Genomic DNA, 18786 nt, shown 5'->3' on the forward strand with positions numbered 1-18786 from the left:
GCGGTCCTTTCCGGGGGACGGTGCGGCGGATGGGCCGGCGCGCGGCCCCGCCCGGCCCGTCGGGGGCCGCGGCGCTTCAGGGTGCGAGGTAGCCGTCGAGGAGGACGGCGAGTTCCCCGACGAGCCGGTCCTCGTCGAGGACGTCGGCGAACAGTCGGCGCGAGGTGACCGTGCCCTGCACGGTCACCAGGACGAGGCGGGCCAGGGCCTCGGGGTCGCCCGCGCGCACGGAGCCGTCGCGCTGCCCCTCGGCGACGACGGGCTCCACCAGGTCGAGGGCGGCCCGGTGGCTGGTTCCCAGACGGTGGAAGGTGTAGGTCGCCAGGAGTTCGGGCTCGGTGTCCACGATCCGGGTGAACAGCGGGTGGGCCAGCATCGCGCGGGCGACCCGGGCGGCGTGGCGGACCAGGCGCGGGCGCACGCCCTCCCCCTCCGGGTCGTCGGCGGAGGCCGCGCCGGCCTCGGCGAGGATCTGCCGCAGCTCACGGGTGAGCAGGTCCGCGACGAGCGCGGTCGCGTCGGGCCAGCGGCGGTACACGGTGGGCCTGCTGACCCCGGCGCGGCGCGCGACGTCGGTCAGCGTGGTGCGGCGCACCCCGAAGGCCTCGACGCAGGCGCGGGCCGCGTCCAGGATCCGATCCTCTACGTTACGTTTTGACGCCATATGTAAAACTGTAGGGCATGGCTCACGAGAAGACACCGCCCGGCGACGGGAACGGCCCCGGTGCGGGCACAGGCCCCGACCCCGGCACGGACACCGCACCCGACATGAGCTGGTTCGCCTGGGGCGACCCCGCCAGGGCGCGGGAGCTGGACCCCGGTCTGCGCGACCTCGTCGCGCAGGTGCTCCGGGCCCGCTTCCAGGACATGCCCCCGGTCCCGGAGGAGCTGGTGGAACTGCCGCCCAGCAGGCTCGGCGCCCGGCTGCGCGAGCTGTTCGCCGAGGTGGTCGGCCCCGCGCACGTGAGCACGGAGGACCCCGTCCGCCTGCGCCACTGCGGCGGCAAGAGCACCCCCGACCTGCTGCTGCGCCGCGCGGGCCGGGCGGACCCGGCACCGGACGCCGTCCTCCACCCGGCCGACCACGGCGAGGTGGAGCGGCTCCTCGCGGTGTGCTCGGAGGAGCGGGTCGCCGTCGTGCCCTTCGGCGGGGGCACCAGCGTGGTCGGCGGCGTCACCCCGCTTCGCGGGGGCTTCCACACAGTGGTCTCCCTGGACCTGCGCCGCCTGAACCGCCTGGTGTCCGTGGACCCCCTGTCGTCGACGGCCGTCCTGGGCGCGGGCGTGCGCGGTCCACACGCGGAGGCGATGCTGGCGGAGCACGGGCTCACCCTGGGACACCTCCCCCAGAGCCACGAGTACGCGACGATCGGCGGCTACGCGGCCACCCGTTCCAGCGGACAGGCCTCCTCCGGGTACGGCCGGTTCGAGGACATGGTCGTGTCGCTGCGGGTGGCGACCCCGCGCGGCACCCTGGAGGCGGGCGGCCCGCCCGCGTCGGCCGCCGGCCCGGACCTGCTGCGCCTGCTGCTGGGCTCGGAGGGCACGCTGGGCGTCATCACCGAGGTGGGCGTGCGCGTGCGGAGGGCGCCCGGGCGCGTGCTGGACGAGGCGTGGTCGTTCCCCGACTTCGCCGCGGGCGCGGACGCTCTGCGCGTCCTGGCGCAGTCGGACGCCCGGCCGACCATGGCGCGCGTGCTCGACGAGTCGGAGACGTTCGTGGGCGCGGCGATGGGCGGGCGCGAGGCCGTCCCCGGGTGCCAGGCCGTGCTGGGCTTCGAGGGGTCCCCCGCCGAGGTGGAGGCCCGCGCCGCCGCGGTGCGGGAGGCCATGGCGGAGGCCGGCGGCACCCCGCTCGGCCCGGAGCCGGTGGCGCACTGGCGCGAGAACCGGTTCTCCTCCCCCTACCTGCGCGACGCCCTGCTGTCGGCGGGGATCCTCGCCGAGACGCTGGAGACCGCCGCGTCGTGGACCGACCTGCTGCCGCTGTACGCGGCCGTGTCCGAGGCGCTCACGGGGGCGTTGGAGGGCGACGAGGGCGGCGCCGTGGTGATGTGCCACGTGTCGCACACCTACCCGACCGGCGCGTCCCTGTACTTCACGGTGGCGACGGCGGCCGGGCCGGACCCGGTGGCGCGCTGGGGCCGGGCCAAGCGCGCCGCGTCGGACGCGATCGTCGCCAACGGCGGGACGATCACCCACCACCACGCGGTCGGGTCGGACCACCGGCCGTGGATGGCGGCGGAGATCGGGCCCCTGGGCGGCGACGTGCTGCGCGCGGTCAAGGCCGCGCTGGACCCCGAGGGCGTGCTCAACCCGGGCAAGCTCATCCCCGACGCGCCCTAGCGGACCGCCCGCGGCGCCGCGGGCCCGGCCGGACCCGTCCTCACGCCCTCTCCGCCTCGCGGGAGAGGCTGCGCTCGACCTGCCCCGCCATGTCCTCGAGGAGGTCCAGGGCCTTGCCCTCCCCGATACCGCCGTCCTCCACCGGCAGGCTGATCATGACCGCCACGTTCACGCTGGTGAAGGAGGCCGTCGCGACGACCGCGTCGGAGTACTCCCCGTCGCGGTACAGGACCGCGAAGCCACCGTCCCCGGCCCGCACGGACCGCCAGTCGAGGACCTCCCCCCGCATGCCCTCGGGCGCTCTGTCCCCCTCCAGGTCCTCCCGGGCGTCCGCCATGTCCTCGCGCAGGTCGGCGACGGTCTCACCGCCGTCCTCGAACTCGTACAGGGAGACGAAGACGTCGAGGAGGAAGACGTAGGAGTCGTTGACGGAGCAGGCGAGGTAGCCGATCTGGCCGTCCTCCGCGTAACCCGCCTCCTCCGCCGAGTAGTAGTCGCCCTCGGCCAGCGGGCTGTCGGCCCCGGGGATGCCGGCGACCACGTCCTCGGACAGCAGCTGACGGCAGCCGGGCAGGTCGGCGTAGGGGCGGCCGCCCGCCGCCTCCCACACCACGGCGCCGAGGGAGGCGACCACCGCCAGGGAGGCGACGGCCACCCCGATCAGCACCGCCGGTCCGCGCCGTGCAGGGCCTCCGGGGCGGCCCGGCACGGGCGGCCGTCCGGGCGGGACTCCCCCGGGAGCGCCGGGGAACGGCCGGACGGGCGGGACGTACCGCTGTCCCGGATACCCGCCGTGGGGCGCTCCGGGCGGCCCGTGGGGTCCGGGCGGGGGCTGCCGTCCGGGGCCGGGGCGGGGCAGCCGTCCCCGGTGGGGCCCGCCGGGGAACGGCCGGCCCCCGGGGGGACCGGGAAACGACGCGTCGTCGGGGGGATGGGTCATCGGTCTCGCGGCTGGGGGCGCACCCGGCCCGGGGCGGGTGGTCGCCGCGCCTCCTCACAGGTGGTCTCGTGTCGCACGGAACGGCCCGGGCCGGCGTGCGCGCCGTGCGCGCGCCGGGACGCCACACCAAGTATCGCCAACCGCGGCTTCCGCGCCATACCCGGGACCGGAACCGGACGCGACCCTTCCCACGGCGCGAAACCGCCCCGGGCGCCCCCGCGTGCCCCGACAATGGATGCCGTGGCACGAGGAAAGCTCCGCATCTACCTGGGTTCGGCCCCCGGGGTCGGCACCACGCACAACGTGCTGGTCGAGGCCCGCCGGCGGACCTCGCACGGCACCGACGTGGTGGTCGCCGCCGTCCACACCCACCGGAGGGAGCGCACGTCCGCCCTCCTGGAGGGGTTGGAGTGCGTGCCGCCGCACCCGTCCGGCTCGGTGGACACCGCGGCGGTGATCTCCCGGGCGCCCGGCACGGCCCTGGTCGACGACCTCGCCCGGTCCAACCCGCCGGGGGCGCCCAACCCGACCCGCTGGCAGGACGTGGAGGAGCTGCTGGAGGCGGGGATCGACGTCCTGTCGACGGTGGGCATCCACCACCTGGAGTCGCTCAACGACGTCGTCCACCAGATCACCGGGGTACGCCCCCAGCAGACGGTCCCCGACCACGTGGTGCGCCGCGCGGCCGAGGTCGAACTCGTCGACATCACCCCGCAGGAGCTGCGCCGCCGCATGGCGCACGGCGACATCCACCCCGCCGAGCGGGTCGACGCCGCCCTGGCCGACTACTACAGGGAGGGCAACCTGGCGGCGCTGCGCGAGCTGGCGCTGCTGTGGACCGCCGACCGCGTGGAGGAGGGCCTGTCCCGCTACCGGGGCGAGCACGAGATCCAGCGCACCTGGGAGGCCCGCGAGCGGGTCGTCGTGGCGCTCACCGGGGGCCCCGAGGGAGAGACGCTGATCCGCCGGGCCGCCCGCGTCGCCGCCCGGTCCCGGGGCGGGCACCCCCAGCCGAGCCACCTCCTGGCCGTGCACGTCGTGCCGCCGCAGGGGATCTCGCAGACGCCGCCGGAGGACCTCCTGCGGCAGCGGCGCCTCCTCGCCGAGCTGGGCGGGACCTACCACCAGGTGGTCGGCAACGACGTCCCGACAGGCCTGCTGGAGTTCGCCCGGGGCGTGCACGCCACCCAGATCGTGCTGGGCTCGTCGCGCCGCCGGACCTGGCAGTACGTGTTCGGTCCCGGGGTCGGCGCGATCGTGGCCCGCGACTCCGGCGACATCGACGTGCACATCGTCACCCACGAGAGGGTGGGCAGCGGCCGGTGGCCCCTGCCGCCCCCGGGCCGGGGGCTGGGCGAGCACCGCCGGGCGGCCGGGTGGACCCTGGCGCTGCTGGCGCCCACCATCGTCTCGCTGTTCCTGGCCCTGCCGCTGTTCTCGGACGTGGGCCCGGCCTCGGACACCATGCTCCTCCTGCTGATCACCGTCGCCACCGCGGCCGTGGGCGGGCTGCGCCCCGCGCTGGTGTCGGCGCTGTGGAGCGCGATCCTGCTCACCGTCCTGGTGTCACCGCTGCACGGGCGGCCGTCGGTGTCGCTGGACAACGTGGTGGCGCTGACCGCGTTCACGCTGGTGGGAACGCTGGTCGCGATCGTGGTGGAGATGGCGGCCCGGCGCTCGGCGCAGGCCGCGCGGGCCCGCGCCGAGGCCGACGCGGTGACCCTCCTGGCGGGGAGCATCCTGTCGGGCAAGGAACCCCTCCAGGCGCTGCTCCGGCGCATCAGGGAGACATTCGGGCAGCGGTCGGCGACGCTCCTGGAGCGGCTGGACGACGGCCGGTGGCGGCCCGCCCACAGCGTCGGCGCCCCGGCCTGCGACTCCCCCGACGAGTCGGACGTGCTGGTGTCGGTCTCCGACAACCTGGCGCTGGCCCTGCGCGGCCGGGTGCTGCCCGCCGCCGACCGGGGCGTGCTGCGCGCGTTCGCGGCGCACATCGGCATCGCCCTGGAGCACCAGAGGCTGGAGTGGGACGCGGCCGAGGCGAGGAGCCAGGCGGCCGGCAACCGCATCCGCACCGCCCTGCTGGCCGCGGTGTCGCACGACCTGCGCACCCCGCTGACGTCGATCAAGGCGAGCCTGGCCAGCCTGCGCGCCACCGACATCACGCTCACCCCGGAGGACCGGGAGGACCTCCTGGAGACCGCGGAGGAGTCCACCGACCGGCTCAACCGCCTGATCGACAACCTGTTGGACATGAGCCGCGTGCACACCGACAACGTGCGCCCCAAGCTCCGCGCGGTGGGCCTGGAGGAGGTCGTCCCGATCACCCTCCTCGGCCTGCCCCACGAGGCCGTCACCGTGGACGTCCCCGACGGCCTGCCCCGGGTCCTGGCCGACGCCGGTCTCCTGGAGCGGGCGGTGGCGAACGTGGTCGCCAACGCGGTGCGGTACAACCCCGATCCGCGCCTGCCCGTCCTGGTCGCCGCGAGCGCGCACGGCGACAGCGTGCAGCTGCGCGTGGCGGACCGGGGGCCGGGTGTCTCGGACGAGGGCAAGCAGCGCATGTTCGAGGCCTTCCAGCGCCTGGGCGACGCCCCCCAGGGCACGGGGGTGGGGCTCGGGCTCGCCGTCGCCCGTGGTTTCGTTGAGGCGATGCACGGCAGACTCGACCCCGAGGACACCCCCGGGGGCGGGCTGACCATGGTCTTCACCCTGAGGGCGACAGAACCCGATATGACGGACATCGATGGCGAGAGGGGGTCCCATGCGGGTCCTGGTCGTTGACGACGACATGCAGATCATCCGGGCCATGCGGATCAACCTCCGTGCGCGCGGCCACGACGTGGACACGGCCGCCGACGGGGCCACGGCCCTGCGGCTGGCCGCCGGGAACCACCCGGACGTGGTCCTCCTCGACCTGGGGCTGCCCGACATGGAGGGCCTGGAGGTCATACGCCGCCTGCGCGGCTGGTCCCAGGTGCCGATCATCGTGCTGTCCGCACGGCACTCGGCCGGGGAGAAGGTGCGCTGCCTGGACTCGGGCGCCGACGACTACGTCACCAAGCCGTTCGGCATGGACGAGCTGCTCGCCCGGATGCGGGCCGCCGAGCGCCGGTCGGTCCGCGCGGAGGAGGCGCCGGTCGTGCGCACGCCGTGCTTCACGGTGGACCTGGGCGCCAAACGCGTCCTGCGCGACGGCGGGGAGGTGCGGCTGACCCCGACGGAGTGGCACATCCTGGAGATCCTCGCACGCCACGCAGGCCAGCTGGTGAGCCAGCGCCAGCTGCTCCACGACGTGTGGGGGCCCGCCTACCAGAGCGAGACGAACTACCTGCGGGTGTACATGGCCCAGCTCCGCCGCAAGCTGGAGCCGGACCCCGCCCGCCCCCGGTTCCTGATCACGGAGGCGGGCCGGGGCTACCGCTTCGAGGGGGCGGGCTGACCCCGGCGCCCGCCCCGCCGGGGTCAGCGGGTGACGGCGGCCCCCTCGGCCAGCTCCATGAGCGCGTCGAACTCCTCGGTGCCGACATGCCCCCGGTTGGCCTCGGCCACGGCCCGGCAGGGGGCGAAGGCGCGCACCCACTCGAACAGCCGGTCGGCGTCCACGCCCATGGCCTCGGAGAGCACGCCCACACGGCGCTCCACCTCCGCCACGCCGGTGGTCCTCCACAGCGCCCAGTCGACGGCGTCGACCGCGCCGTCGCCGAGGCAGGCGCGCGGGTCGAGGGCGACGAGGCCCCGACCGCCCCCGTCGATGACGTTGCCCGGGTGCAGGTCCCCGTGCACCGGCACCACGTCGACGTTCCCGTTGGCCAGGTCCCGCGCCCGGCAGAAGCCCTGGTGCATGGCGGAGACGGGCACCACCTCGGCGGCGGGGCCGTCGGCGCGCTCGCGGTTCCAGAGGTCGAAGACGAACTGCACCCGCGACGTCAGCGGGCGGAGCTCGTCGAGCTCCGCGCGGGGCACCGCCGTGGCGTGGAGCTGGGCGATGAGCGCGCCCACGGTCTCCATCCGCGGCACCGTCCCGCTGTCGGCCACCGTGATGCCGTCGACCCGCTCCATCAGGACGGCCCCCCGGTCGGCGTCGAGGCCCCACACGCGCGGCACGCGGCCCGAGTCCCCCCACATGCGCAGCAGCCGGGCCTCGGAGACGGCGAGCCCGCTGTCCGGGGACAGTTTGAGCACCCCCGCGGCCCCGTCGGCGCCGCGCACGTGGATCACCACGGACGTACGGCCGCGCGGTGCGGGGCCCTCGACCGTCAGCCGCCACTCGGCGGCGAGCTTCTCGACGATCCCGGGGAGCTCGGCCAGCCACTCGCCCACGTGGCTGCCGAAGCGCCGTTCCAGACGCCGGCGCTGTCGGCCGTCGACGAACTGCGCTGTGACGTGGTTCATACATCCACCTTAGGTTCGCTCACGACGATGCCTGTCGGGGTCGAGCCCCGTCGCGGCTCGGCGGCCGTCCGCTCCGCACCGCGCGGGCGCCGGTCGGGACCGGGCCGGTCGCGGGAGTCCGCCTCGCCGGCGGGGAGTGCGCGGCTCCTGAGGGGCCGGTCCCGGGCCGTTCCGCGCCGATGCGGCCGGGTACGGGTACCGCGTTGTGGGTGCGGGGAGTTCCCGCCCTCCCGACCCCTACCCGTCCCGGCGGCACCGGTAACGGAGCGGCCGCCCCCCGAGCCCCCTTCGTTACCGAACGGTGTCGCCATGTCACCCCCTGTGGGCACGCTTCCCGGCTTCCGCAAGACCCCGGCTCGGGTCAGACCAACCGCCCCTTGGCCGCCCGGTGCTGGGCCAGGAGCGTGTCCACGACCAGTTCCGAGGGCCACAGCGGGGTGGTGAGGGCCGTGACGTCGAGTCCGCGCAGCAGCTCGAAGTCGGGCCCGTCGACGAGCCTCCACGCCGCGACGGCGACGTTGTCGCGGCCGTCCCGGCGCAGCCGGTCGACGGCGTCGAACACCGAGGGCGCCCAGGTGCGCAGGTAGCCGACCTGGACCGGGGAGCCGAGGCGGCGGCTGAGCATGCGGGCCACGTCCATGACGACCTGGCGCTCCTCCGTCCCGGTCGTGCCGTCGGCGGCCAGCACCACGCCGTCGCCGGGCCTGCGGCCCGAGTCGACGAGGCGGCCCGCGAGGTCGGCGACGATGGACGGGACCGCGCCGAGGGGCGGCGTGTGCCAGGCGTTCCCCAGGCGGCCGAGGTCGAGCCTGGAGAGCAGGTGCGCGCTGGCGACGTCACCGCCCGCGACGAACGCGGGGACCACCACCTTGGGGCCCCTGACGGCGCGGATGGCGGCGGTGACCTCGGCCGGGCTGCCGAAGGCGGGGACGACCGGCGCCTCTCCCCGTCCGGCCACCGCCTCGGCCAGGCCGCACAGGGCCTCACGCCGGTGGGCATCACGTGAGTCGTCGGCCACGAGGACCATCGTCGGGACCATGAAAGGCTCCTTGAATCGCGGTGAGATCTACCGTTGTCCGCCGAGAGTAAAGGGGCACCGTTTCAGGGGCGTGCTCTCGTGTTACATGGAGGAGAACAGCAGACAATGGCTATGATGGTTATCGCCTGAACAAGTCTTGGTGAACCATAACAATCTCTGAAAAACTGTGATGTGTCCACTTTTCCGGGGAGTGGCGTACGCCTCAGCGCGACCACCCGACAGAGGGGTCGGCGGGCGGAACCACGGGTAGGACATCCCCCACCAGGACCGACGGCCGGACAGCCATGACAGGGCCGGAACCCTCCAGCCTGTCGGACATGTCCGACACCACACCCCCATAGCCACTCCGGGTGAAAACCGATTTCACCCCGAAGTTCTGTAGAGATATACCCGGCAAAAGTTTTCCTATGCATTCGCCCGGTGCGGATGCACGTGCCGAGGAATGTGCCCCCGAGGGGCGCCGCCGGACGCGGGGCCGTTTTCGCCGTCGTTTCCGCGGCTCCGCGTTCCGCGGCTCCGGGAATCGCGAAAACGACGACTCCTGCCACATGCGACCCTCGTGTGTCAAGGGTGCGCACTCCCCTACCGCGTCATAGCCGCACACCACCTGACGTGGGGGGACAGGATGCCGGTCCGGCGCGATCACTTGCCATGGGCCACGGGTCCGCCCACACTTGGAACCGAGCGGACCATATCCCCGCAGGCCCACGCGCCCCGGGACCGCTCACGGGCAACCGCCCGCCGGATCCACCGCCGGCGGCGGGCCCGCGACCCACACCGCACCGTGCAGACTGGAGTGAGCATGGCCGTCCACCCTCGGGTGCAGACGCTGGCCCAGACCTTCCTCGCCCACGCGGACCAGGAGGCCCCCGGCCTGGTCGAAGGCCTCTACCTGACCGGTTCGGTCGCCCTCGGCGACTTCCGCCCGCACGCGAGCGACGTCGACTTCGTCATCGTCACCAGGAGCACGCCGGACGGCGACGAGCTGGAGCTGCTGCGCCGCGCGCACGCGGGCACGCGCGCGGCCGTCCCCCGCCCCCAGTTCAACGGGATCCACGTCACCTGGGACGACCTGACCCGCGACCCCGCCGCCTGCGGAGCGGTCCCCTCCGTCATCGGCGGCCGGTTCCGTTCGCGCGCCAGCGCCGACGTCAACCCCGTGACCTGGCACATCCTCGCCGAGCACGGCGTGACCGTGCGGGGCCCCCACCCGGTCGAACTGGACGTGTGGGACGAGCCCGAGAGCATGCGCGCCTGGTCCCTGGGCTCCCTGGACGAGCAGTGGCGCCGCTGGCGGGAGAAGGCCGGCCGCCTGGTCACCCCGCGCGGCCTGGCCGTCCTCGGTTCCCTGGCGCCCTCCTGGAGCGTGCTGAGCGTCAGCCGCCTGCACTTCACCCTGAAGACCGGGGAGATCACCTCCAAGTCGGGCGCGGGCGCCTACGCCCTGCACGCCTTCCCGGAGAAGTGGCAGCACATCGTCAACGAGTGCCTGCGCGTGCGCCGCAACGCCGGCGCGCCCTCGCTGTACGAGAGCGCGCTCGCCCGCCGGCGGGCCGCCCTGGACTACATCGAGATGGTCCTGGACGACTCCCTGCGCCCGGGCCTGGCCGCCTGAGCGCTCCGCTCCCCCGCTCGCACCGGTCCCGGGGGACGGTGGGCCCGTTTCCGGCTCGCCCGACTAATCTGGGATTCATGACCATGCGCCCCATCGTCCGCTTCGGCGACCCCGTCCTCGTCACTCCGACCACCCCCGTCACCCGCTTCGACCAGCACACCGAGGCACTGGTCCGGGACCTCCTCGAAACGGTCGAGGCCCCCGGCCGGGCCGGCCTGGCCGCCACCCAGATCGGGGTGGGGCTCCGCGTCTTCAGCTACAACGTGGAGGACCGGATCGGCTACGTGATCAACCCCGAGATCGCGGAGCTCTCGGAGGAGGTCCAGGACGGCGAGGAGGGCTGCCTGTCCGTCCCCCGGCTCTGGTACCCGACCAGGCGGGCCGAGCGCGCCGTCGTCACCGGGGTGGACCTGCGCAACGAGCCGGTCACCGTGGAGGGCACCGGGCTGATGGCACGCTGCCTCCAGCACGAGACCGACCACCTCGACGGCATGGTCTACGTCGAGCGGCTCGACCCCGACACCCGCAAGCGCGCGATGCGTGACATCCGCCGCTCCGACTGGTTCATGCCCGCCTCCCCGGACGCTCCCCCGGCGCCCGTCGGCCTCCGGCTCCCCAGCGCCTTCGGCGGAGCGGGCTGAGGCCGCCGCCCCGCCGTGCGGTCCGGGGACCGGCCGGGGGTGCCGGTCCGGTCCCCCGCTCCGGGTATCTTCGGACACATCCCCCTACCCCCCGCAGTCACGTGAGTCAACGCACTAGGCACGTCACGCCACGATCTCGTAAGGTCTGCTGAGCATCCGGCACCCCACGGCGCCCCCGCACCGCGCCGCCGGCCCACCGGATGCACCCGGACCGCCCTCGGAGCACACATGACGACCACTCCTCCCCGCAACCCGCGCGGCACCCGTGCCGCCATGTCCCTCGCCGCCGTCACGACGGCGCTCCTCATCGGCCTGCCCGGCACCGCGCAGGCCGAGCCCGGCGACGACGAGGTGGACATCGACGAGCTGACCCAGCGGGCCGAGGAGCTGGAGGAGAGCTACGACGGCGAACTGATCCAGTTCACCGAGATCAAGGGGCGCGTCGAGCAGGCCGAGGAGGACCTGGAGGAGGTGGAGTCCCGCCTGGACGCGTCGCGGGCGGGTGTGTCGACCATCGCCTCCGCCCAGTACAAGAACGAGACCGGCCTCGACCCCGCGCTCCACGCCATGTTCTCCAGCGACCCGGAGGACATGTTCAGCGACGCCGCGACCCTGTCCTACCTGGGGCAGAGCCAGTCGGAGCAGATCTCCGAGCTGATCGACACCCGCGACGAGGCGGCGGAGGTCGCCGAGGGCCTCCGGACGGAGATGGCGGACGCCGAGGAGCTCGTCGAGGACCTGGAGGCGCAGCGCGAGGACGTCGAGCAGCGCATCGCCGAGTACGAGGAGGAGCAGGTCCCCGAGACGCCGGGCACCGGCAGCATCCCCGACAGCGCGATGGGCTGGGGCTGGAGCGGGGCGACCCCGCGCATGGCCGCCATCCGCGACGAGATCGTCATGCGGTTCGGCGCCCCCTACCCGGTGGGCTGCCTGCGCTCCAGCGCGGACGACCACGGCGTGGGCCAGGCCTGCGACTTCATGATGAGCGCCGGGGGCGCGATCCCCTCGGCGGAGAACCAGGCGCTCGGCACCCAGATCTCCCAGTACGCGATCGACAACGCCGACAGGCTGGGCGTCAAGTACATCATCTGGGAGCAGCAGATCTGGCAGGCCGGTTCGTGGACCTGGATGAGCGACCGGGGCGACAACACCCAGAACCACTACGACCACGTGCACATCTCGTCGTACTAGCGGCGGGCCGGCCTCCCGGCCGACCGGCGGGGCACGGTCCGAACCCGGAACCCGGCGGTTCCGGCGGCGACGGCGCCCTCCGGCGGCTACGGCGCGGAGCCGCTCGGGCCCGGCGGGTCCCGTCGGACGGCGGGGCGCGAACCGCGGCGCGTGAGCGCGAACGGGACGGCCGCCAGGAGCGCCGCCGCCGTCAGCGCGAACGCGGGGACGTAGCCGAACAGCTGGATCAGCAGCCCCAGGAGCATCGCCCCCGCTCCCGCGCCCGCGTCGTAGCCGATGTTCCACACCGCGCTGGCCCGGCCGTAGCCCGAGGGGCCGGCGCGGTTCAGCATGAGGGTGACGGTCTCGTTCTGGACGGCGCCGAAGCCGAGACCGAACACCACGGCTCCCAGGAGCACCAGCAGGACCGTCCCGGCGCCCAGCCCTCCCCCTCCGTCGCCGTGCGACCACAGCGCCGCGGTGACCAGGGCCATGCCGAGGGCCGCGCCCGCGGTGCCCGGCAGCAGCAGGAGGGTGCGCCGGTGGAGGTCGTGCAGCATCCCGGCGGCCCACCGGCCCGCGACGACCGCCAGGGCGTAGGCGGCCAGGGCCCCGCCGACCAGCCACGCGGCCCGCTCGAACGGGATCGCCAGGAAGGTGATGACCGCGCTGGCCGCGGAGGCGGTCAGCAGCATCAGGACCAACGGGGCGGCGAGCGCCAGCAGAAGCGGCGGCCCCGAGGGCGCGTCCGCCGTGGCCGCGGCGGCCCGCGCGGGGCTCCGCAGCGCCGCCCGGTTCCGGCCGCCGTCGGCGAACCAGACGCCCCAGGCCAGCAGGGCCCCCACCGCCGAGCACAGGCCGGTGATCCAGAACGCGGTGGCGAAGCCGACGTTGAGGGCGAGGGCCACACCGCCCGGCAGGATGAGCACCTGCGGCAGGCCGACCGCGAGCCCGTAGTAGCCGGTGGCCCGACCGACCTGGCTGTGCGGGACCAGCCGCGCGGCGAGCGCGGTGCCCGCGACGCTGACCATGCCGAAGCCGACGCCGCGCACCGCCGAGACGGCGATGAGCGGGCCCAGGTCCGCGGTCAGCGCGAACAGCGGGGTCGGCAGGCCCATGACCAGGGCCCCCACGGGGAACGCCCAGCGGTAGCCGCCCCGCTCCAGCAACCAGGGCATGGCGAGCTGGGTGAGCACCGTCGTCAGCATGAAGGCGCCGGTGGTGCTCCCGGCCCCGAACTCGCCCGCTCCCCCGCGCGTGGCCCACAGGGGCACCAGGGGGAGGACCGCCGCGAACCCGCAGAGGGCGAAGGCCGTGGCCGCGATGAGCAGCGCGAAACCCCTGCCCCGGAGGCCGGGCAGGTCGGCGGTGGTGAACTCGGCGGGTGTCGACCCGTTCCCGGAGGAGGACGAACCAGATCGGATCATCCGTCCTTTGTAGTGCACGGGCAGACGCCTGTCGATGCCGTCGCCGACCGGTCGGCGCGGCCCGCGCCGGGGCCGCGGGGTCAGTCGCCGGGGGCGATCCGCTCGCCGATCCAGTCCCTGAGGCGTACGGCCAGTTCGGGGGTGACGGCGCGCTCGGCGTGCCCCATCCCCGGGACGAGCCACAGCTCGCGGGGCTCGCGGGCCGCGTCGTGGATGGCGGTGGCGTGGGAGACGGGGAAGTAGCTGTCGGCCTCGCCGTGCACGACCAGGAGCGGCGTCGGGGAGACCTCCCCGGCGAGCTGGCGGGGTTCGGCCGGCCTGGGGTCCCAGTCCCGGTCGATGACCCGCACCTTGCGGAAGCTGCGCAGGAAGAAGCGGCCCGCGGCGCGCCCGATCCCGAGGTGGAGCAGGCGCATCCTGCGCGTGCCCCGGTAGTACCAGCGGCTGGGGCCGCTGACCGAGACCGCGGCGGCGATCCCGCCGTAGATGGCGGCATGGCGTACCACGACGGCGGCGCCCATGGAGAACCCGACGGCCGCGACGGACGTGTAGCCGAGCTCCCGCAGGCGGGCGACGACCGCCTCCAGGTCGTGGATCTCCTCGTTGCCGACGGTGCTGCGCCCGCCGGAGCCGTGGTGGCCGCGGAAGTCGAAGGTCATCACGTCGCCGACGGGGAGGAGCGCCTCCGCGATGGCACGCGTGTAGGGGCTCCGGTGGGTACCGGTGAACCCGTTGGCGAGGACCACCGCCGCGGTGCGGGACCCGGTGCCGTGCAGGAGCACGGCGTCGATCCCGACCCCGTCCGCCGTGGTCAGCCGGAACCGGCTCTCGCGGGGACGGTCGACGGGGGCGTCAATGGCATCGGACACCCCTCCATCGTGCCCGATCACGTCCGGGGGCCGGCGTCCGGCCCCTGGTTGCGGCCCCCGTCGCCGTACCTGTGCTCGATCCACTCGTCGGGGTACAGGTGCCGTCCGCCGTGCTCCGGGGCCTCCGGGGCGCGGCCGTGCGCCCCGCCCGGCCCGCCGTGGGGGCCGGGGTCCCGGCGGCAGGGGTCCGCGGCGGACGGACCGTGTCCGCCGCGGCCGGACGCCTCGTCCCAGGACGGGGCGCCGTGCCCGGCGCCGCCGGTCGGCGCGGGCCCGCCCCGTGCGGGGGTCCCGTGCGCGGGCCCGCCGCCGTACGGACCGTTCCACCCCTGTCCGGCCGGGTCGCCGCCGTGCCGCCGCCCGCCCAGGTCGGGACCGCCCCAGGACGGGCCGCCGTGCACGGGGGTCCCGCCGAAGGCCGGGCTCTCCCACCCGGCCGCTCCACGACCGGAGCCGCCCTGCTCCGAAACCCCCCACCCGGACCCGTCCGGGGCCGGGACACCGTGGGAAGGGGCACTCCCGGAAACCGGGCTCCCCGGACCGGGACCGCCCAGGTCGGGACCGCCCCAGGACGGGCCGCCGTGCGCGGGGGTCCCGCCGAAGGCCGGGCTCTCCCACCCGGTCGGCGCGTCACCGTACTGCCCGCTGTTCACCGCGGTCCCACCGGCGCCTCCCGCCGCACCGGGGGGCGGCGGGCCGCCGCGGCCCGGTCCGCCCTGCTCGGAGCCGTCCGCCCGGCGCCCCTGCGCGGGGGGTTCCCCGAAGGCGCGGGCGCCGTGCGGCGGGATGCCTCCGTGCTCGCCGGGCGCGGTCCGGTGGTGGTGCTCCGACGGGGCCGCTGGCCCGTCGCCGACCGGGGGCATCGCCCCGGTGTCGCCGGGGGCGGGCCCGTCCCCGTACTCGTCGTACCCGTCCTCGTAGCCGGCGTCCTCGTACCCGTCCTCGTAGTCGTCGCCGTAGTCCTCGTGGAGGCGCTCGCCCTCCTCCCGGACGGCGGGGGGCGGGAAGACCAGCGAGCGCAGGTCGAGCGCCACGTGCACGACGACCGGCACCCAGATGCTGCCCGTGCCCAGGTACAGGACCGTGAAGAGGGTTCCCGACGTGCCGGCGCTGACCAGGCCCCACCAGCCCTGGTAGAGGTGCGCGACGGAGAAGAGGACGACCGACAGCGCGGCCGCCGTCCACAGCGGCGCCCCCAGGCCCGCGACGAGGGCGATGAACAGGCCCCGGTACAGCAGTTCGCCGAACACGCCCCCGGTGACGGCGACTCCGCCCGCCATCGCCCGCTCCGCCGTGGTACGCGGTACGAGGAGCCCGCGCCCGCGCTCCGGCTCGGGGAGGGTCATCGGGGCAGCGGCGGCCCTGCGCCCCCGGTGTCCGGCGGCCCGTCGGCCCGCGGCCGGGTTCCCGGCGGCCGCGCCGGGCCCGGACCGCTCCGCGTCCCCAGGACCCTCCGGGTCTCCCGGAGCGGCCCCCTCCCGGGCCCCGGGCAGGTCCGCGCGTCCGTTCCCGCGCCCCCGCCGGCCGCTCGCGGCCCGTCGGCCCCCGCCCTTGCGCGAGGAGCGTCCCGCCGTCCCCGGAAGGTTCACGGGCAGCCCGTTGACCAGGACCCACATCGCGGCGAGGGCGACCAGGCCCCCGACCGCGCCGCCGACGACCGGTCCCCAGGCGTCGGGCAGCCTCAGCCCGAGGTCCGAGGGGAGCAGGTCCGGCGAGAGCAGCAGGACGACGAGGACGACCAGGCCCCAGAGGACGTGGACCGCCATGGTGACGGCGTGCACCTGTGTCAGCGCGCGTACGTCACCGCCCCGCCTGCCGGAAAGCCACGTGAAGGCCTTCCTGCCGAGGAGGGGCTCGCCGACCGCCGCGAAGAGGAGCAGCAGGACCGTGAGGACGGTCCCGGCGAAACTGAAGTGAGGAAGAGTCTCCGACCATGGCACGGGGCAATAGTAGGGGTCCGAAACACGTCATAGTGCACATGCCGGATTCCGAAGCCGCCGCCCCCTTGCCGTTGAGCCCGGGAAGAGTGACGGTAGAAGTGTCACAGGTCACCTCGCGGACGGTGACGTCCGGCCCGCCGTGACCACCGCCCCACGGATCCCGAAGGGCTGGGCAGCAGGGATGGCAGACCGAGCCGTACACGTGCCGGAGGCCGACAGGCCCCAGGACATCCGCAACATCGCGCTGGTCGGTCCGCCCGGCGCCGGGAAGACGAGCCTGGTCGAGGCGCTGCTCGTCGCCGCGGGGGAGATCGGCCGCCCCGGCAGCGTGGAGGAGGGGACGACGGCGAGCGACCACGACGGCGTCGAGGTCCGCCAGAAGAGGTCGGTCCACCTGACGCTCAACCCGGTGACGGTCGACGGGGTCAAGGTGAACCTGCTGGACACCCCCGGGTACGCGGACTTCGTCGGGGCGATGCGCGCGGGGCTGCGCGGCGCGGACGCCGCCCTGTTCGTCGTCTCCGCCCTGGACGGCGTGGACGGCCGCACGCGCGTGCTCTGGGAGGAGTGCGCCGCGATCGGCATGCCCCGGGCCGTGGCCGTCACCAGGATCGACCACCCCCGCGCGGACTACGACGACGTGGTCGCCCGGTGCCGGGAGTCCTTCGGCCCCGGCGTCCGCCCCGTCTACCTCCCGGACTTCGAGGGGAGCGGGGACGACCGCCGCGTGGTCGGCCTCTGGGGGCTCGTCTCCGAGCGCTACCACGGCCTCCCGGACTCCCCGGCGGGGAGCGGGACCGCCGGCGGGGCTGCGAGGTCCCCCGCCCCGCGCCCGGTCCCGGACCGGGTCCGGGAGGCCGCGGGACCGCTCCGGGAGGCCCTGGTCGAGGAGGTGATCACCGGGAGCGGGGACGAGGTCCTCATGGACCGCTACGTGGAGGGCGGCGAACTCGACCCGGACCTGCTCGTCGCGGACCTCCAGAAGGCCGTCGCCGCGGGCGGCCTCCACCCCGTCATCGCCGTCAGCACCACCACGGGCGTGGGCGTGCGGGAGCTGCTGCGCGAGCTGCCGCTGTCGTGCCCGGACCCCACGCGGCGCCCGTTCCCCTCGGTCGCGACCCCGGAGGGCAGGCCGGTGCCCGGGCTGTCCTGCGACCCGGACGGCCCGCTCGTCGCGGAGGTCCTCAGCACGGCGGCCGACCCGTACGTGGGCAGGGTGAGCCTGGTACGCGTGTTCTCGGGGACGCTGACCCCGGACTCCGCCGTCCACCTGCACGGCCACGGGGTCCCCTGCGGGCTCACGGGCACGGTCGAGCTGGACCGGGTCGGCAACGACGAGCGCGCGGGCGCCCTGTCGGTCCCGCTGGGCCGGGGGAGCCGACCCGTCGGACGGGCCGTCGCCGGGGACCTGTGCCTGGTGGCGAGGCTTCCGGACGCACGCACCGGCGACACGCTCTCCGGCCCCGACCGCCCGCTGCGGGTCTCGCCGTGGCGGTTCCCGCAGCCGCTGCTGCCGGTGTCGCTGGCCGCCGCGTCCTCCGCCGACGAGGACAAGCTCTCGCAGGCGGTGGCGCGGCTGGTGGCGGAGGACCCGTCGCTGCGGGTCGAGGTGAACCCGGAGACCCGCCAGATGGTGCTGTGGAGCCTGGGCGAGGCGCACCTCGACGCCGCCCTCGACCGGTTGGAGCACCGGCACGGGGTGCGGGTGGAGACCGGCGGGGTGAGGGTCCCGCTGCGGGAGACCTTCGCGGTCCCGGCCCAGGGGCTGGGGCGCAACGTGAAGCAGAGCGGCGGGCACGGCGAGTTCGGCGTGTGCCGGATCCGGGTGGAGCCGCTGGCCCCGGGTTCGGGCCTGGAGTTCGTGGACGAGACCGTCGGCGGCGTGGTGCCCCGGCAGTTCGTGCCGTCGGTGGAGAAGGGCGTCCGCGCCCAGATGGCGGACGGCATGGAATCCGGGTTTCCGCTGGTGGACATCCGGGTGACGCTGTACGACGGCAAGGCGCACCCGGTGGACTCCTCGGACGCGGCCTTCCAGAAGGCGGGGCGCCTGGCGCTCAGGGACGCCGCCGCGGCCGGCAGGCTGGCGGTGCTGGAGCCCGTGTCCGACGTGGCGGTGGAGGTGGACGACTCCTACCTGGGCCCGGTCCTGAGCGACCTGTCGGCCCGGCGGGGCAGGGTGGTCGGCACCGGGACGGCGTCGGGCGGCAGGGCGGTGGTGCGGGCGGAGGTCCCGGAGCTGGAGATCACCCGGTACGCGGTGGAGCTGAGGTCGGTCTCGCACGGCACCGGGGCGTTCACCCGGGAGTACCTGCGCCACGAGCCGCTGCCGCCGCAGGCGGCGGCGAGGCTGTCCCGGACCGGCCGGGGCTGACGCGCGGCGGCCCCTCCCCGGAGGCGGCCGGAC

General features: G+C 75.1%; 14 protein-coding genes. 7 read left to right on the plus strand and 7 right to left on the minus strand.

Annotation, left to right across the window (positions count from 1 at the left end):
- Positions 1–76: 76 nt before the first annotated feature.
- Positions 77–664: a TetR/AcrR family transcriptional regulator gene (locus ACQPYD_RS27275; protein ID WP_267946379.1), complete on the minus strand. Its 588-nt coding sequence runs from the start codon at positions 662–664 to the stop codon at positions 77–79.
- A 104-nt stretch (positions 665–768) separates the two neighbouring features.
- On the opposite strand from ACQPYD_RS27275, the gene ACQPYD_RS27280 reads away from it, so the two are divergent.
- The gene (locus tag ACQPYD_RS27280; protein WP_433702147.1) at positions 769–2346 is read left to right on the plus strand and encodes an FAD-binding oxidoreductase; all 1578 of its coding nucleotides are present in this window, start codon (positions 769–771) and stop codon (positions 2344–2346) included.
- A gap of 40 nt (positions 2347–2386) precedes the next feature.
- Here the strand turns inward: ACQPYD_RS27280 and ACQPYD_RS27285 are convergent, their stop codons facing one another.
- Complete coding sequence (locus tag ACQPYD_RS27285) at positions 2387–3013, minus strand: hypothetical protein (protein WP_433698299.1); 627 nt, start codon at positions 3011–3013, stop codon at positions 2387–2389.
- A gap of 504 nt (positions 3014–3517) precedes the next feature.
- Between ACQPYD_RS27285 and ACQPYD_RS27290 the strand changes: the two genes are divergently transcribed.
- Positions 3518–6070: an ATP-binding protein gene (locus ACQPYD_RS27290; protein ID WP_433698300.1), complete on the plus strand. Its 2553-nt coding sequence runs from the start codon at positions 3518–3520 to the stop codon at positions 6068–6070.
- Positions 6051–6728 (plus strand): response regulator, encoded by a 678-nt coding sequence (locus tag ACQPYD_RS27295; protein ID WP_433698301.1) that lies wholly within the window; start codon positions 6051–6053, stop codon positions 6726–6728. The genes ACQPYD_RS27290 and ACQPYD_RS27295 overlap by 20 nt, the downstream gene beginning before the upstream one ends.
- 23 nt (positions 6729–6751) lie before the next feature.
- On the opposite strand, the gene ACQPYD_RS27300 is transcribed toward ACQPYD_RS27295, so the two are convergent.
- The gene (locus tag ACQPYD_RS27300; protein WP_433698302.1) at positions 6752–7681 is read right to left on the minus strand and encodes an aminoglycoside phosphotransferase family protein; all 930 of its coding nucleotides are present in this window, start codon (positions 7679–7681) and stop codon (positions 6752–6754) included.
- A gap of 361 nt (positions 7682–8042) precedes the next feature.
- Positions 8043–8720 carry a sirohydrochlorin chelatase gene (locus ACQPYD_RS27305; protein ID WP_433698303.1) on the minus strand — a complete coding sequence of 226 codons (678 nt, stop codon included), beginning with the start codon at positions 8718–8720 and terminating at the stop codon, positions 8043–8045.
- An 802-nt stretch (positions 8721–9522) separates the two neighbouring features.
- On the opposite strand from ACQPYD_RS27305, the gene ACQPYD_RS27310 reads away from it, so the two are divergent.
- From ACQPYD_RS27310 to ACQPYD_RS27320, 3 genes are all read left to right on the plus strand, one after another.
- Positions 9523–10335 (plus strand): aminoglycoside adenylyltransferase domain-containing protein, encoded by an 813-nt coding sequence (locus ACQPYD_RS27310; protein ID WP_433698305.1) that lies wholly within the window; start codon positions 9523–9525, stop codon positions 10333–10335.
- Between the two features lie 77 nt (positions 10336–10412).
- On the plus strand, positions 10413–10976 hold the full coding sequence (gene def, locus ACQPYD_RS27315; RefSeq protein WP_267946386.1) for a peptide deformylase: 564 nt from the start codon (positions 10413–10415) through the stop codon (positions 10974–10976).
- A 228-nt stretch (positions 10977–11204) separates the two neighbouring features.
- Positions 11205–12167 (plus strand): coiled-coil domain-containing protein, encoded by a 963-nt coding sequence (locus ACQPYD_RS27320; protein ID WP_433698306.1) that lies wholly within the window; start codon positions 11205–11207, stop codon positions 12165–12167.
- Positions 12168–12253: 86 nt separating this feature from the next.
- Here ACQPYD_RS27320 and ACQPYD_RS27325 read toward each other — a convergent pair whose 3' ends face one another.
- From ACQPYD_RS27325 to ACQPYD_RS27335, 3 genes are all read right to left on the minus strand, one after another.
- The gene (locus ACQPYD_RS27325) at positions 12254–13573 is read right to left on the minus strand and encodes an MFS transporter (RefSeq protein WP_433698307.1); all 1320 of its coding nucleotides are present in this window, start codon (positions 13571–13573) and stop codon (positions 12254–12256) included.
- An 80-nt stretch (positions 13574–13653) separates the two neighbouring features.
- On the minus strand, positions 13654–14442 hold the full coding sequence (locus ACQPYD_RS27330; protein WP_433698309.1) for an alpha/beta hydrolase: 789 nt from the start codon (positions 14440–14442) through the stop codon (positions 13654–13656).
- A gap of 17 nt (positions 14443–14459) precedes the next feature.
- Positions 14460–16382 (minus strand): CPBP family glutamic-type intramembrane protease, encoded by a 1923-nt coding sequence (locus ACQPYD_RS27335; protein ID WP_433698310.1) that lies wholly within the window; start codon positions 16380–16382, stop codon positions 14460–14462.
- Positions 16383–16563: 181 nt separating this feature from the next.
- On the opposite strand from ACQPYD_RS27335, the gene ACQPYD_RS27340 reads away from it, so the two are divergent.
- Positions 16564–18753 carry an elongation factor G-like protein EF-G2 gene (locus ACQPYD_RS27340; protein ID WP_433698311.1) on the plus strand — a complete coding sequence of 730 codons (2190 nt, stop codon included), beginning with the start codon at positions 16564–16566 and terminating at the stop codon, positions 18751–18753.
- The last annotated feature ends 33 nt before the right edge of the window (positions 18754–18786 follow it).

The sequence above is a fragment of the Nocardiopsis sp. CA-288880 genome (assembly GCF_050955985.1).
In the GTDB taxonomy this organism is placed as follows: domain Bacteria; phylum Actinomycetota; class Actinomycetes; order Streptosporangiales; family Streptosporangiaceae; genus Nocardiopsis; species Nocardiopsis tropica.

What these genes read in the sequence shown, in the direction of transcription:
- ACQPYD_RS27320 (WP_433698306.1), top strand. Translation starts at nt 11,205, where the DNA reads ATGACGACCACTCCTCCCCGCAACCCGCGCGGCACCCGTGCCGCCATG.
- ACQPYD_RS27310 (WP_433698305.1), top strand. Translation starts at nt 9,523, where the DNA reads ATGGCCGTCCACCCTCGGGTGCAGACGCTGGCCCAGACCTTCCTCGCC.
- ACQPYD_RS27325 (WP_433698307.1), bottom strand. Translation starts at nt 13,573, where the DNA reads ATGATCCGATCTGGTTCGTCCTCCTCCGGGAACGGGTCGACACCCGCC.
- def (WP_267946386.1), top strand. Translation starts at nt 10,413, where the DNA reads ATGACCATGCGCCCCATCGTCCGCTTCGGCGACCCCGTCCTCGTCACT.
- ACQPYD_RS27275 (WP_267946379.1), bottom strand. Translation starts at nt 664, where the DNA reads ATGGCGTCAAAACGTAACGTAGAGGATCGGATCCTGGACGCGGCCCGC.
- ACQPYD_RS27295 (WP_433698301.1), top strand. Translation starts at nt 6,051, where the DNA reads ATGCGGGTCCTGGTCGTTGACGACGACATGCAGATCATCCGGGCCATG.
- ACQPYD_RS27300 (WP_433698302.1), bottom strand. Translation starts at nt 7,681, where the DNA reads ATGAACCACGTCACAGCGCAGTTCGTCGACGGCCGACAGCGCCGGCGT.
- ACQPYD_RS27280 (WP_433702147.1), top strand. Translation starts at nt 769, where the DNA reads ATGAGCTGGTTCGCCTGGGGCGACCCCGCCAGGGCGCGGGAGCTGGAC.
- ACQPYD_RS27290 (WP_433698300.1), top strand. Translation starts at nt 3,518, where the DNA reads ATGGATGCCGTGGCACGAGGAAAGCTCCGCATCTACCTGGGTTCGGCC.
- ACQPYD_RS27305 (WP_433698303.1), bottom strand. Translation starts at nt 8,720, where the DNA reads ATGGTCCCGACGATGGTCCTCGTGGCCGACGACTCACGTGATGCCCAC.
- ACQPYD_RS27340 (WP_433698311.1), top strand. Translation starts at nt 16,564, where the DNA reads ATGGCAGACCGAGCCGTACACGTGCCGGAGGCCGACAGGCCCCAGGAC.